The organism is Lichenicoccus sp. (assembly GCF_965276875.1).
Classification (GTDB): domain Bacteria; phylum Pseudomonadota; class Alphaproteobacteria; order Acetobacterales; family Acetobacteraceae; genus Lichenicoccus.
Genome location: NZ_OZ255701.1, coordinates 1,103,077 through 1,117,742 on the forward strand (window position 1 = coordinate 1,103,077; position 14,666 = coordinate 1,117,742).

Sequence of the window (14,666 nt, forward strand, 5' to 3'; positions counted from 1 at the left end):
CCCGTCCTATCACCGCCCCGGCTGGGGCAAGGGCAGCAGCAGAGGGCCAGTCTTTCCACTTAACCGTGGTCCGAAGAAGTCGGGCAGGTCAGAGGGACCCCGTGTCGGCCCGGAACCGGAGTTGACGGCTTGCACCAGGTTCGCCCAGAACGCCTGATTGCCACTGCTCGCATCGATATTGTCATAGACCTCGGCAAGCTGGCCAGGCATCGACAGTATCAGGCGCCAAGTCAAGGCCTTGGACCCAACAGAAAGGACCAGCCCGACCTGATTACCTCGAACCCCAGTATATATGGCGGTCAGCAGCGCCGGATAGCTGCCGCTCGCCGCGTCGTAGAACAATGCATAGTTCGCCGCCGTGTCACTACCGTCTGAGACCCGAACGCCAACCATTGACCCTGCGCCCTGCTGCACGGCGCAGGCTACTTGCGTACCCATGTCATATTTGCGGGGCATCACCGGGCCGAACGCCGCTCCGTAGTCGGCCATCGTCCCAAACACGACAGCCTGATTAACAGGCCCCCAGCTCGCCGATCCGACAACGCCCAGCAGGTTGGAGGGTGCCCCGTTCAGGCTGAGGTTCTGCGGTGACGTTATTTGAACATACAGGTCAGGTACGATGAGCGCCGCTGTGTTAAGCGACCCCGCTTGCGTGATTTGGGCCATTCCTCAGTGCTCCTCTGCTCTACTGACGGCAGCCGAGGGCACAATCGGCACTTGCGTCCGGATCACCATGGCAGCGTTTCCGCCACCGAGGATCGCCGCGATCACCTTGGGATCGGTAAGCACCTGCCCTTTGCTGTATGAGCCAAACGCATGCAAAACTACTACAGCGTCAATATTAGAAACTGTCATGGCTTTCCCATCATGTAATCAGCGCGATCGTCGGGACGACCGAAGCATTTACAGCCGCCGCCAGCGCAGCGCCAACCGCCGCGGCACGACCCATATCTGGTCCCGACTCAGTATAGGTCGGCATCAACCAGCCGCCCTCCGCCAGTTCGTTCCACGCATACACCAAGCCGACCTGCGCCGGGCAGGCCGAAGGGTTTGCATTGATCGTCTCAACCAAGGCAACCACGTGGTTCGCTAGCGCCGCGTTAGCAGCTGTGTCGTAGTAGTCCTGCAGCGTCAGGCCGGGCGTTATGGGGTAGAATGGCTGGGGGCTCGCAATCAACGGTCGCTGATCCCATCCTGTCATTGCAGTTGGAACCATAGGAAAGCCGGAAGCGACACGGGACTGCCAATCAGCAGCCGTCGTTGCGGTCAAGGACGAGTAAGGCTGCGTCGCTCCGTTGAGATTCGACACCGCGTAAGCGCCGGCCGCATCTGCACCGGCCGCTTTGGCAGCGGCGATATTCGAGTACTCTGCCAGGCTTGCGCCCGAAAGCCAGACGACATACGGGTTTTGCCCACCGGCCGCTTGCACACTGCTTCGTACAAGCGCGATGGCGGCTGCGACGCCTCCAGGCGGCAGTCCGGAGAGCTGCGCGGCTGCAGCATCCAGCACAAAGTAAAGTGGCCTTCCCTCAAGCACTGTCATGTAGCCAGGCTGAGTCATCATCGCGATGTCGCGAAGCAGAGATGGCTGGTCGCTGCCAGCGGCGCCCCAGTTTGAACTCTGCCCGAGCATACAGAACCGAAGCTTGTTGCGGATCGGACTGCTGAGATAGAGCTGTAGTGCCAAACTCAGTGAATCGTCTGGCTGATAGCTGTCGAAGGCCCAGAAGGACAGCCCTGCCTGCACCGCAGCTGAAATCTCAAAATCAATGGTCGATTGTGTCGCCAACGGCCAGGACGCAGTCCCGTCGACCAAGTCAGCGTTTGAGGGTAGGCGGAATTGGTAGCCTGGAGGAGAGAGTGCGGCAGCACACTGCTGATCAATGGCGTTGGAAGGGTCATACCAGGCGTCGAAGCGAATCGCTCCCAACGGCGGTATGACAAGCGCCGGCGGCGGCACCAGGCAACTGAAGCCAACTTCACTACCTGTGCCCGAAAGCGTCCCCACCCCAAACAACATTTGAGGCCCGCTCATTTGCATAGTAGTGGCATATTCAACAGTGTAGTCGAGGTTACGACGGTAGAGATTGGCGTTCTCGGACTCGTCGGTCTCGACTGTCCCGTGATAGAGAAGACGTCCCACGGTTCCGTCGCGCAATGGCAGCCAATCGACGCTTGAAAGCGCATTGTCTATGGCGGCAGCGACACGGTCGCGTCCAGCCGGCGTAGGACACCATACCGTTACCATAATACCCTGCTCCTGGCGCCTCGTCTCCATCTCGGCAGTTCCGCTTCCGACAACACGCGCTTGCAGAACATGGGCCGAGGCAACGCTGATGACTGCTCCCTGAACAATGGCCCCTGGTATGATCGCACCCAAGGCCTGCGCAGCAGTCAGCAGGGTGTCATCCGCTGTCAGGACATACGAATATGCGACGCCGTCGACAATGAGGCCGAGAGCTTGACCAAGCGCCGGCGCTCCCTCCACAGTAACAGAAGTTCCATCTACCGTAACCAGGATCGTCGGAGAGCTGCTGACAATCGTGCGCCAAACCCTTGGGTAACGTGAAGTGTCCTTGCTGGAATGTGGCTTACTAAAGACCGTAACGGTTTGAGTTCCCGCCAGAAGGTCCGTGTTCAGTGTTTTGCTCGTCGGCCAGCCGCGGTAGATCTTGACCGGCGCGCCAGTGCTGCTGCTGTTCTCAAGACCTTGGGGATAAACCGCTTGGAAGATCTGCGCGCAAAGTGACTCCTCTACATCTGAAATGTCTGCCAAGCTAAGATCTCCGTCGGTCCCCGCTCAAGGCGGATCTCACCCGCGTTATAATGGCCTTACCACCTTTACGTCGTTGCAATGCCGACGAGCAGCTTGTACCCGTAGTCGGTAAGCTGGTAATTCATGATGTCGTAAATTCGCAAAGCAGCATCCTGAAGACAAAGCCCATAGCCGATCTGGAGGCCAGGGATAGCAGGCAGAAGTATTTGGAAGAATGCAGATCGTGTGTCGCTTGGCAATTTTGTGACGTCGGTCTCTCCACGGGTCTTTGACAAAACTGACATTGGCCAGCCACGCGCTAGAAGCGTATTGGTACCGCTCGTAACTCCACCATAGGCGTTTGTCCCGGCGGAGGTCGGCTGCGTAGTATCCAAAATGTCGAGCGTCATATTGCAGAGCACACACCATGCCGGCTGCAACGGCTGTATCCGAGACACAAAGTACGTATCTTCACCAACAAGGTAGTCGCCAACAAGCAAGCGCCGCGGGTCCGCAAGCAGGATTGAAAATGGATGATCTGGCGGAACCGGAGAGGCAAACGCAAGGCCCGGATTATCAACCGCGCAAAATACGCCGCCCATCGAATTGCCGGCAGCCAATGGATCCATTGGTGCCGTTGGACGATACTGAGCAAGCTCCGCGCCGAGGATCGATGCGGCCTTGCCCAGGCCACCAGCAACATGCACCTGAACGGTCGCTTGATCCACCATAGGCTTTGCCCCATTCCGGAATGACTTCAGGCTACGGCAATAATGCCACCATTGTTCCAGAGCGCCCCCGTCCCCGACGTCGGCGATTGCGAAGGCAGATTCGCCATAGTCACGTTGCTGCCGAAACTCTGGACTTGCGCGGAGAGGACGCCGCCACTGATCTGAACGGCAACACCCGTCGTCCACTGCCTCCCGTCCGGGGTCAACCCGATCAGCGTGCCAGCGGGGAAACCTTGTGCACCGGGGCCACCCACGAAGCCGAGGCCGATGATGAAATTCGCTCCGGGGCTGCTCGTGAAGGTCGCCCCAGTGTGAATATTGACTGGGTGTAGAAGTGGGCAGGAAAGCAGGAGATTACCGGCTTGGCGGTCGTCAAACAAAGCTGCATATGTCAAGAAACCCCAGTTTGCGGACGAGGGTCCTACCGTCCCGCCTCCAGTATCAAAGGCGACGCCGTTTTCAAGAACAGAGAAATGAACCGCACGCCTGCCATAGGCGGGGTCCGAAGGCTCCTGCAATGAGCCTGCCACCAGACCAATACCGTAACCGATCCATCCAGAAAAGAAGCTTGCCATGATTCATTCCCGCTTGTGACCTGCACACCCGCCGTGCAGCTGCTTAAATCAGGATGCGCGCACCCGCTCCAGCTCCTGGGTCAAGCGGCACCCCAATAAAGGAGGCAAGTCGGCCCCGCCACTCGTCAAACAGTTTCGCGCGATCCGCAACTTCCGACCGGTTATGTGTCCATACTGCAGCTTTGTCTGTATCCAGGTTGGCCGCCGCAGCCACAACCCCTAGCTCCAGCACATAGAGCGAGGCGAGATACTGGCGTATGACCTGCAACTCCTCTGGAGCAAAGTTCGACAGGCGGTATTCAAGCGTGCCGTAGGCCTGAAAAAACCGCCATGATTGCGAGCCCGCGTCCCCGGATCCGTATGCCGGATAGCCACAAAACCTGCGGATATCCACACGCTCGGCATTGCTCAGCGCCAACTCTGAAAGGCCAACCGAACCTGACACGACCTATGCCTCCTCAAGATCCACGCGTCTCGCCCGCAGCAACGCCAGGTCGTCCGTGTTCTCCACCACAGCCCCCGAACCCCAGAAGCGGTGCGTCCCATCCTCGTCAATGAACCCATATGGAAAGCGCAGCCGAAAGCCGACCTCAACCGCCACCACATCGCTGGGAGACGCCGCCGGCGCCTCCCCTCGACGTCGGGCCATCACAGGCTCTCAATGACGACACCACGCTTGAGGTAGCTGTTTGTCGAAGTCGGGATGATCGAGGTGCTCGCGGTCGCGTCCGTGGGCAGCGCAAACCCGCCGATCCAATACCAGGACTGGGCAATGATCTGCTTCAGTCTGTCGAGCGGCTCGCGAGTGACCATCACCACGTCGTCCATACGCTCCATCAGAGACTGCTCGGCGTCGGGAATGTCCATCTTTCCCATATCCGCATAGTCACCCTCGATCAGGGCTCCCTGGCCGCACACGATAGCCCGGTGGATCGCGCCAGCACCGAGCGAAAGCTGCTGCGGGGCTTCGGTAGTGGGCACAAAGCGGACACCAAGAAGTTCAACAATGGAGCCTGCCTGATAGGTCTCACTGCCGTAAGCGCCACGATACAGATACTTGAAGTCCCCATCGCGGAACAGCCCAAGCATTTGCTGGTCATCGAGGTAGCAGTTATAGGAACCACTCACGGTCGGCACGTTGTTCATCCGCAGAGCTGCCACGGCACCGAGGACGGTTTGGATGCCCAGCGTGTCACCAGGGGTGTAGCTCGATGCACCATAGGTTCCGGTGGGCGCCACGAGTGCCGCGGTTGTCAGCCGACCGTTCGGCCGCAGCACGAGCGGCGCCGTGGCCGCAATGACCGGCTGCCCTGTCGTCGCGTCGGATACAGAAACGTTTGTCGAGAAGGTCAGCGTTCCGGAAAGCCCACTCGGCGATGTGGAAACGTTGACAGCATCAGGAGCACCGCTGACGAGCGTATACGCATTCGCCCCAACCGTGACGGTCATGCCATTGGTCGAGCCAACGCCGACCACCTGACCATAGCTGTTGAGCACGTTCTGAAATCCACGGATATCATCGACGCGCACCGTGGTGGCAGGCGAGGTGATCGTGACAATCACGCGGGTATTGCCGCCCAGGTAGCCGCCGACACCCCCAACCGCCCCACCGAACAAGGCATTACGTGCGATCCGGTCCAATGACTGCATGGCCTGGACGCCGTTTGTGCGCGCGTTGGCCAAAAACTGGCTGGCGATACCAACGCCCTCGCTGACCATATTGAGGTCGATCGTGTCGCCATACTGATTGATTGTCAGGGTATACTGCTCCACCGACCACGTGGACGGTGTAAGCCCATTGTCAAAGTTGGTGTTCACCGAGGGTGCGAGTGGAGTCGTCACAGGCGTCTTGAGGCCCTTGCGGGTCTTGGTCACGGTCTCACCGATCCGGTTCGGGAAGATTTCACGGTCCGCGATCGCCCGAAAGCTGAGTCGCGACTGTAGCCCATCTTGAAACTCACGGGCGAGAAAGCCCTGTTGAATGATTGGCTGCAGCGACTGCGGGAAGTTCTGGATTGCCATGTATACTCTCTTTCACAACAGCGCGCGGAAACCAACCAAGGACAGATGCCCGAGCTCCGGTCTACTTGCGCCGATACAACACTTCAGGAAATTTCAGTCACTGCTTAGCCGCACGTTAGGGCTGTTCTAATGCCTGCCGCCGAGCAGTCGTTGGCGCTCCGCCTGCCATGCGTCCCTTGGGAGCGTACGCGCATCAAGCACGCTCGGCGCCGCAGGGGACGGCGGCCGTAGAGTTTGTCCCGTGGTCCCTGTACTGATGCCGACACGAGCATCCGCAAAGAGATATGGCTTTTCTTGGCGAAGCGTCTCAATCAGAATCTCAGCGCCGAGAACGCTACCGTTCTCATCCAAAGAAAGGCTCGACATGTCCCCAAGCCGCAAGCCGTCAAGGTCCACAATACCCGCTTTTAACGCCTGAGCCTTCAGCTCCGCCCGGATCAGCCTGGCTGCCGACTCACTTCGGATGGCCGCAATCGCCTCGTCGCGTTCACGCGCTGCCAAGGCAACCCCGGCCTCCCTTTCGGCTTGGGCGATGCGGAGCTGCTCACGACTACGCGCCAGATCGCGGCGCAGCCGCTTCTCGAACTCGGTAGGTTCACGTGACGACTCCGTCGTCTCCGTAACCACGGAGTCATCACCAACATCAGGCTGCTCTAAACGTTGCTCTGCCATGTCCCCTTAAAGCCTTTCACGTTCCTAGCTTAAACTACTTCCTAGCGCGACCGCAGCAAAGCGTGTCGACATCAAGCATGCTTCGGACGCCTGCCTTTGGCGCTTTCGCTTGCTCCCGGTCCTTCTATACCCGAACAGGCAGGACAATCATCGAGCACCGCCCGATGCGACGAAAGGTCGTAAAGCGGAGCAATTATCTCGAATCCAGTCCCACAGTCTATGACGCCGCTTTGGACAAGTGTCGCGACGGTAGCGGCCTGTGCCTGACGATCCGCAAAGCTCGCCGGAAACCAACTCGGCCAGGCAAGAGCCAAGCCGCTTGAATCAAGTGCTTCGTAGGCCGTTCCACCAATCAATAACCCACCCGCGACGCGCGAGGAGGCAGCGCATACCATCCGCAGAAGTGAAAGAAGCCCACACTCCCCGTATGATATCCGCAGTCGATCTGCGAGCCAGAGCAGGCCTTGGCACATCAACTCAATAGCCCGCCCGCTCTGCCCACTCGTCAGCCTGTCTCCATGGGAGCGATTCCCGTGCATCGCCTCCAAGGCGATCGCACGCAACTCCTGCACATGGGCTAGGACAGCTGCGGCAGCATTACCGTTGATTTCAAGGAGCTTCGCATCTCCTTCGGGAGGAACCATAAGCGCCCCCGCAGCACCTCCCGAGCGAACCGGACCGGAGGACGGACCCAGTGCTGCGTTCGGATCCTTGAGCACGAGTGTGGGGTCCGAGCCATATTTCAGACCCCGCCCAGCCTGTGAAAGGAGGTAGTCGGCCTCAATGACAGTGTCTATGCCTGACGCAAACGTGCAAGCTCCATCGGACGCTTCTGGATCAAACCCTCCGGCTCCTGATATGTTCTTCATCCAAACTATTGGTACGAACCCAAGTCCGTGCAGGACGGTTCTCTCCTCGTCGATGACCGGTGCACTCAGGTCTCCCACGGCTACCGGACGGAACCACGTCTCGGCCCTATCATCCCAGCGCCGTTGAAACCACATCTGCGTGTCGGAGGCGTCCACCTCGTAGCCAAGAGCATTGAGATCCGCAGCCGTAACCTTGTATCGCTCGGTCACGCTCAGCAGGCTACCTGGCCTATTCCGGTTCCAACGTGGAGTCAGGAAGCGCGTCGGCATCACTTCAAAGAATGGACGCTTTTCGACAGCTCTAAACAGAACTGCCACCGATCCCACCGATCCACGTGTCGCGGCTTCGAGCATCGTCCCATTAAGATGTGTTTCACGCACCAGATCGACAATCGCCTGAGCAGTTTGTGGAGAACTCGCTCGAACTGTGGGCCAATGGCCCTCACTGAACAGGAGAGATACCGAATCCTCGACAACAACCCGACAGAGGCCGGTCCGAACGGAAGGACGTCTTTCGTCCAGTGGAACATAGTCGCCGGAATCGCTCCGTTCCCGCGAAAACGCATGCGGGAGAGCGTCATACTGCCGCCCCTCCAAAACAGCCTCCAGAGCACTCAGTCGGAAGGTGCGCTCTGGTAGATCTGTATCCCGCGGCATTCTGGCCTGAAGGGCGAGCCAGTCCATTGAATCAACGCTCCATTATCTGGGATGTTGAGGCTGCACCGGAACCTTGACGCAGTGTCCGCCCATACAAGTAATAACCGGTGGCATCAACGAGGTGGTCGTATCCGTTGCTTTTATCAGGATCGTTACTGCCGTCGCGATATACGAGCCGCTCGTAGGCTTCGATCGATTTGCGGCAGGACGGATCGACGAAGGCTCTCCGGCAGCCGTCTGCAGACAGGAATTGGCGGTTCATAACGTTTGTCCTATCCCGCACTGTCGGATGCGATGCCATTGCGATGACCCGGAAGCCGATCTCCCGTAGAATCCCGATATCGGTACGCCCAGCGGCCGAGCTTCGCCGTTGAGCCCCCGCTGGATCGGGGTAGACAATTATGTGGTCCACCATTGGCGCCGCCGGATCAAAGCTGACTCGACCGTATCGCCGGATGATTTCCGCAGCCATCTCGTCGGTATTCGACGTGGGCAGGATGATCTCGTCAATCTGCTCAGTCGTCGCCCCATCTTCCTGCCAGACTGTAGCAGACATCGGGTTTATGTTAAAGTCTATGCCAATATGCACGGCGCGATCCAAATAATGGCGACACGCTTTAACTGCTTCGGCTCTGCTGAACGCGTAGATAACACGCCCGGCATAGCTTTCGAAGCTCGCCCCGTATTCCTGCCTGAAGGTCCTCGGATCGAGTTGCATCCGTGCGGCGGCTATCTCCTCCGGAGGAACGTTGCCGCCGTCGAGTGTCGTGAACAGGAAAGAACGGTAACTTCGGTCGCCACCCGGCTGACCGAGTAGATAGGCATCCCGGAAGTGGTTGAACCCCTTGGGTGTTCCGATAAACAGCGCGTGGCCTGTCGAGGTCGAAAGCATCGGTCGAATGACTTCCGTCCACGCTTCCGGCTTACAGTCGGCCCACTCATCACCTCCAAAGAACCAAAGGCCCGAACCTCGAAGGTTTTCAGAGGCATCCAGTCCGACAATGCGGATGATATGTCCGGATTTAAGTCGCATCGAACAACTTGTCTCGTTAGGACGCGCATCAAGCCATCGAGACGGTATGGCCTTTTTTAAGCGACCCCACATGACGCGCTTTGCTTGCAGAAAAGTCGGTGCGCCGTACCAGATCTCGTTCTCTGTGCCGACGTTGTTTTGAATGGCAAGGCGTGCTGCTCTCCTGATTTCCTCGGCCATAAGAAATGTATTGTGCGTCGGTATCATCCCCTCGCCGCACAAGTACAGGCGCGAGGGGGAGTCTACCTGGATACAACGCACCGGTACGCTTAATGTCGCCTCTACCGCAACGACCCTGCGGCCCGCGGATGATTCTGACCTGGACCACGTGATGCGGCCATTCTCAACTTTTGGCAGATGGCCGAGCGAGCGGAGCAACTGGAGTACGTCTTGTTGTAAGGTGTCGCTTAAGCAACGCATCCCGTAGTGTGTCGGACAGCGGTAACCGCCATTGCTTTCAATCAGTCCTCGCAAAATGCGCAGGCGCTGGTGGACAGATCCACGCGGGCCGGTAGATCCGAACTCGATGGACGCATGCAGCCTGCCCAGGCGGCCGATTTGATAAGGATCGCGGCCGAAGTCCCAGCGCGACATCTGCAATGCTGCACACGCTTTTATAACATATATTTCTAAAGGGGAAATCGTCAGGCGGCTTGCCAGTTCACCCGTCCTGAGGAGCAGGTTCTTGCCATCGTGTTCCACGGCCCAAAGGTGATCGTCGTCGGCTATAACGCTCGTGCCGTCATTAAAGGATACGCGACTACAGCGATGGCCAAGCATGACGTCGGTCGCCAGTACGACCCGGCATACTGCTCCACGGTCGTCGAACAGCAGGGAACCTTCTTCCACGGCACCCATCGTTACCCAGCCATCGGGGGAGGGTAGCCGTGTCGTGACTGCGAGCGCCTTCCCAAACCGTCGACCGCATACCGCTACCCGAAAGCGCGCTGCCTGATCCCACCCGGCCTTGTATATGGCCCATTGCGGCTCCGTTAGTGCGGGGCGTCGCTCATCAGGCTTCGCTTCAACGCTCTTACCCCGTTTTTCGTCGTGGCGGATCATCGTCAGCGGCGATCTCCTCGATGATCTGCGCAAAATCTTCCTGTCCTGTACTTGGCCTTACCCGCGACGAGAACTTCCCCGGCTTGCTGCCACGTAAAAGTAGCATGAGAAGCGAGTCGCTATAGCGACGCACCATCAGCGTCTCCCCCGTTGTCGGGTCACATACCAACTTTCCACCTTTGATAACGGGTTGGGCGACCCCCTCAAAAGCCCGACGCCACGCTTCTGCCTCAAGCATGTCTGCGGCGTCATCCATCGCTTCGTCCAAGGCCAAGGCAAAGTTCTTGTCCCGGGCCCGTAAATCGCTGACATCGCGGCGGCTCAGCATACCTGCTCGACACGCAAGGCTGTAGTTTCCAGTTCTGGCAAGAGCAACCAAAAACCGTTCAATGGAGGGCTCGCGGCCCTTTTGGGTGTCGGCGAGTGGGGCGGCAGATTGTCGCCTGCTTCGTCCCAGGGACGATACCTTAGATCTCTGATCCACGGGGCTTAGGCGGGACGTGCCACGCCGACGCGGCGGCCATTCGAACTCGTTGACGCCATCAGATTGCTTCGCATAGGGGGTGATCCCTCGACATGACGTGCTTGCATCTCCCGTCTCAGGGCCACCCCAACCTTCAAGCGTAGGCTCTCCGAAACTGAACCCAATTTTGTGAGGTTCCAAGTGCCGTGTCGGCGTATCGGAACACAGCGAATGATTAGGTCCTGTAATGGCAGTCCGCTGAGCGCTACATCAGACCAATGTTCAGTTGTGACATCTGCGCGGTGGCGGACTTCACTCTTGATCCCAAGCCTAAACATTGTAAGCTCATCCCCATCGACGCTATATACGACATAAATCGAAGCTCCAGTCGCAACGACATCGCCACCTACGAGCTGCCCAAGGCCTGCGAACATGATGAGGATCCGCTTCAAATTTTGAAACAAAAAAAGCCCGCAGCGCATTTAAGCGGCGGGCGCAACTAACTCAGTATGCGTCAGTTATACTCAAAGTCGGGTCCCACGTCAACAGCTCCTTTACGTAACCGCAACGTGTTGAGGTGAAAACGAGTTCTAAACCCGCATATCTCACAGAAGGTGGGTGCATCGGGGCTCTGAATGGGCGAAAGTTCTTCTGCAACAGATGCTTTGCGGCCAGCAGAGGCTCGACGTATACGTCGAGCCCGATGTCCACAGAGTGTAACCCGAACCTGTTGAGTTTGAACGTTTCAAAGCCGTGCGGTGGTTGCGGCGTTCGATGGTGGTCGGATCACCTCGGACGCCGGGGCGATCCTTTTGGGTGCTACGGATCGGGTCATTGGCCTGACCCGGCGGCTGGCGGTCTGCTTCACGGACGCCCGCAACCCGGCTTTCGTCGAGCATGCGGTCGAGACGCTGGTGATGCAGCGAAATGTGGGCATCGCGCTGGGCTACGAGGACCTGATCGACCATGACGAACTGCGTCACGACCCGGTTCTGTCTGTGCTGGCCGGCAAGCTTGCTGCGCGGCGTGGAGACTGCGCGCCATTGGCTGGCAAGAGCACGCTCAACCGACTGAAATTGAGCGGTGCCGTTCCCACTCGCTACGGCAAGCTCACCGCGGACGCGGAGGCGTTCGAGAGCCTGTTCGTTGACGTCTTCCTGGATGCGCGTGGCAGACCGCCCGCGCAGATCACGCTCGATCTCGACGCCACCGACGATCCGTTGCACGGGCACCAAGAAGGCAGGTTCTTCCATGGCTATTATGACTGCTACTGCTACCTGCCGCTCTACGTGTTCTGCGGCCGGCACCTGCTGGCCGCCAAGCTGCGGCGTTCGAATATCGACGCCGCGGCAGGCTCGGTGGACGAGATCAAGACGGAGATGGCCGACGCCCGTCTCGAGGCGGAGATCAGCGGCAAGCCCGCGCGTCGCTTTCGCGACTTTGCCTGGTCGACCCTGAACAGCTGGAGCCGCGCCCGTCGTGTCATCGGCAAGGCCGAATGGACCGGCGGGGAGGCCAACCCGCGCTTTGTCGTCACCTCGCTCAGACGCCACGATGTCGCGGAGCGATATCTCTACGAGACGATCTACTGCGCTCGCGGCGAGATGGAGATCTCACCGGCATGATGCGATTCAAGCCTCATTGGGTTTGGTGGGACGGTATACACTTTAGCTGGCGGCGGTCACGCAGGCAGGCGATTTCGGCTTCGTCCACCCGGATGAGCCACAGCCCGCCGGTCGGCATTGGCAGTTTGCGCGCGACGACGACCCCTCGCTGGATCCAGCGATGAACTGTGTTGCGCGGTGCTCCGAGGCGTAACGCAAGTTCGTCGATCGTCAGTTCATTTGCTTCCCGTCCTACCATGCGGTCGGCCGTCTGCGAGCGCTGGGCAACGGGCGCGCCGATACGATGAAGCAGGTCACGCACCATGGCAGCGGTATAGGTCGCGCGGCGCTTGGGTGGGCACCACCCCTCGGTGTTCAGGATTACCGTGATGGCCGGCGCCTTCAGGCCTTTGGCATGCAGGTCGCGAATGCGCTCAAGCAGGAACACATGGTCGCTCAACTGCGTTAGCCGTGCCACCGGACGTCGCAAGTCATGCTTTGTCCGCGTGCCGCCAGCCCAGTGACATTCGACAAGAACGATCTCGCTCTCGCCTTCCACGGTAAGGATGACCTGTTCCAGCATCAACCGGGTGATTGCCTGCCGGTCGGCGGCCGTGGTGCTGGGCGCCGTCCAAATTACCGGAATATCGCAGGCCACTTGCTTGATCGCCGCTCGCTCGTCTGGCGTCAGAGGCAACGGCTGCTCGGCCAAGAACCGTTCGAACTCATCCTTCAGGCGCAACTCGTCGGCCAGGGCAGCCTCCCAGCGTTGCTCCAAGGTGCGGACCACCAGCCGGTTCTCCGGCTCGACGGCGTCATACTGGCGTCGCGCCCGTTCCACTTCATAGCGGACCCGCTCCAACCGCTGCTGCCACTGCCGGTGCAAGCCCGCGCGTTCCAATTCCAGGTCTTCCGTCAGCTGCAGACTGACCTCCAGGGCAGCCGGCGCGAGCGCCTGCACATCAACTCGCCCATCAGGGCGTCCAGGGCACGCCCGCCCAGCGACTGGCAGCTCGGCGCGCCATAGTTCACCGCCAGTCGGGAGCAAGCGTAACGCTGGAAGCGACCGCTGTTCGGATACTGTGCTGCCATCCGCTGGCCACAGCGGCCGCAGACTATCAGCCCTTCAAGCAGAGCCGGACCGCCGCGAGGAACGCCGCAATGCGAACTGCGATTAGCTGCCACCTGTTGCAGATTCCGCTCGTAGTTTTCCCAGCTGATGTAGGCAGGCAGACGCCCCCTGAGCAAAACCGCCTTTTCAGTAACCAGCCGACCGGCGCTGGGTCGCCCTGGCGACTTGCCGCTACGGCGCCCATAAGCATAGGCCCCGGCATAGAGCGGGCTTTGCAGCATCTCCGAGAGCGTGTAGCGATTCGCTGGGTGCCATTCCAATTCTCCCTTTGGCGCTCCCGAACGGGCACGAAATGGGAGCTGGATGTTGCGGGCGACGAGGTAGCTGAGCACGCCGTTGATCGTGCGGCGGCGCTCGAATGTGTCAAACACCAGCTGGACCGTCGCCTGCACCTGCTCGTCACTATCAAGCACGATCTCACCGGCCCGACCGCGCACATAGCCACGCGGCAAATTAAAAAACAGCTCGCCGCGCTGCGCCTTCGCCCGGCGCCCCTCCAGCATGCGGGCCTTCAGGATGTGCAACTCGGCCTCGCTCATCGTGCCCTTCAAGCCCAGCAACAGACGATCATTGAAAAGTCCCGCGTCGTAGACTCCGTCCACATCCGCAATGAGCGTGTCGAAGAGAGCGCAGATCTCCAGCAGCTGATGCCAGTCCCGGCACGATCGCGCCAAGCGAGACATCTCGATGCCGAGCACCAGCCCGACATGATCCAGCCCGACCTCGGCTACAAGCCGTTGGAAGCCAGGGCGGTTGGCCGCAGAGGCGCCGGAACGGCCCAGGTCGTCATCGATCACCTCCACTCGTTCGCGAGCCCAGCCGAGATGCAGAGCGCGTTCGACCAGAGCATATTGCAGCCGTGTCGACTCCTGGTGCTGCTCGACCTGCCGCAGTGTCGACTGCCGGACATAGACGATGGCAAGCCGGTCCCGATGGCGACCCCGCACCTTCTCCGAAAGAGTTATCATATCGCTCCTCGCGGCTTGGACGCCGGTCACGGCCAACGTCGCCCCGAACGGGAGCGGATGCCAGGGGATGACGAGCGAGGTGGCCCAGCAGGACGGCAATGCGTCGGCGCGTCGGTGCCGGCA

14 protein-coding genes and 1 pseudogene are annotated in these 14,666 nt (G+C 59.6%); 2 read left to right on the forward strand and 13 right to left on the reverse strand.

Features of this window, described 5'->3' with window-relative positions:
- Positions 1-9 precede the first annotated feature (9 nt).
- The 11 genes from ACQY4K_RS05515 to ACQY4K_RS05565 form a co-directional block, all read right to left on the reverse strand.
- The gene (locus ACQY4K_RS05515) at positions 10-666 is read right to left on the reverse strand and encodes a hypothetical protein (RefSeq protein ID WP_428394145.1); all 657 of its coding nucleotides are present in this window, start codon (positions 664-666) and stop codon (positions 10-12) included.
- 199 nt (positions 667-865) lie between these two features.
- Positions 866-2,776 carry a hypothetical protein gene (locus tag ACQY4K_RS05520; RefSeq protein ID WP_428394147.1) on the reverse strand — a complete coding sequence of 637 codons (1,911 nt, stop codon included), beginning with the start codon at positions 2,774-2,776 and terminating at the stop codon, positions 866-868.
- A gap of 65 nt (positions 2,777-2,841) precedes the next feature.
- On the reverse strand, positions 2,842-3,486 hold the full coding sequence (locus tag ACQY4K_RS05525; protein ID WP_428394149.1) for a hypothetical protein: 645 nt from the start codon (positions 3,484-3,486) through the stop codon (positions 2,842-2,844).
- Between the two features lie 26 nt (positions 3,487-3,512).
- Complete coding sequence (locus tag ACQY4K_RS05530; RefSeq protein WP_428394150.1) at positions 3,513-4,061, reverse strand: phage tail fiber protein; 549 nt, start codon at positions 4,059-4,061, stop codon at positions 3,513-3,515.
- 43 nt (positions 4,062-4,104) lie between these two features.
- On the reverse strand, positions 4,105-4,506 hold the full coding sequence (locus ACQY4K_RS05535; protein WP_428394152.1) for a hypothetical protein: 402 nt from the start codon (positions 4,504-4,506) through the stop codon (positions 4,105-4,107).
- A gap of 3 nt (positions 4,507-4,509) precedes the next feature.
- A complete protein-coding gene (locus ACQY4K_RS05540; RefSeq protein WP_428394153.1) occupies positions 4,510-4,710 on the reverse strand; it encodes a hypothetical protein in 201 nt (66 codons plus the stop codon).
- The gene (locus ACQY4K_RS05545) at positions 4,710-6,083 is read right to left on the reverse strand and encodes a DUF4043 domain-containing protein (RefSeq protein ID WP_428394155.1); all 1,374 of its coding nucleotides are present in this window, start codon (positions 6,081-6,083) and stop codon (positions 4,710-4,712) included. The genes ACQY4K_RS05540 and ACQY4K_RS05545 overlap by 1 nt, the downstream gene beginning before the upstream one ends.
- 126 nt (positions 6,084-6,209) lie before the next feature.
- On the reverse strand, positions 6,210-6,755 hold the full coding sequence (locus ACQY4K_RS05550) for a hypothetical protein (RefSeq protein ID WP_428394156.1): 546 nt from the start codon (positions 6,753-6,755) through the stop codon (positions 6,210-6,212).
- A 71-nt stretch (positions 6,756-6,826) separates the two neighbouring features.
- The gene (locus ACQY4K_RS05555) at positions 6,827-8,308 is read right to left on the reverse strand and encodes a portal protein (RefSeq protein ID WP_428394158.1); all 1,482 of its coding nucleotides are present in this window, start codon (positions 8,306-8,308) and stop codon (positions 6,827-6,829) included.
- 4 nt (positions 8,309-8,312) lie between these two features.
- Complete coding sequence (locus ACQY4K_RS05560) at positions 8,313-10,376, reverse strand: hypothetical protein (protein WP_428394159.1); 2,064 nt, start codon at positions 10,374-10,376, stop codon at positions 8,313-8,315.
- On the reverse strand, positions 10,348-10,704 hold the full coding sequence (locus ACQY4K_RS05565; RefSeq protein WP_428394161.1) for a hypothetical protein: 357 nt from the start codon (positions 10,702-10,704) through the stop codon (positions 10,348-10,350). Before ACQY4K_RS05565 ends, ACQY4K_RS05560 begins: the two co-directional genes overlap by 29 nt.
- A gap of 437 nt (positions 10,705-11,141) precedes the next feature.
- Here ACQY4K_RS05565 and ACQY4K_RS05570 point away from each other — a divergent pair, with 437 nt between their 5' ends.
- Together ACQY4K_RS05570 and ACQY4K_RS05575 are read left to right on the forward strand one after the other, a co-directional pair.
- Positions 11,142-11,342 carry a hypothetical protein gene (locus ACQY4K_RS05570; protein WP_428394162.1) on the forward strand — a complete coding sequence of 67 codons (201 nt, stop codon included), beginning with the start codon at positions 11,142-11,144 and terminating at the stop codon, positions 11,340-11,342.
- A gap of 200 nt (positions 11,343-11,542) precedes the next feature.
- Positions 11,543-12,449: pseudogene (locus ACQY4K_RS05575) on the forward strand (transposase); the annotation flags it as partial.
- A 28-nt stretch (positions 12,450-12,477) separates the two neighbouring features.
- Here ACQY4K_RS05575 and ACQY4K_RS05580 read toward each other — a convergent pair.
- Positions 12,478-13,404 (reverse strand): helix-turn-helix domain-containing protein, encoded by a 927-nt coding sequence (locus tag ACQY4K_RS05580; protein ID WP_428394164.1) that lies wholly within the window; start codon positions 13,402-13,404, stop codon positions 12,478-12,480.
- Positions 13,359-14,573, reverse strand: coding sequence for a recombinase family protein (locus tag ACQY4K_RS05585; protein WP_428394166.1), 1,215 nt, complete (start codon positions 14,571-14,573; stop codon positions 13,359-13,361). Before ACQY4K_RS05585 ends, ACQY4K_RS05580 begins: the two co-directional genes overlap by 46 nt.
- Positions 14,574-14,666: the final 93 nt, after the last annotated feature.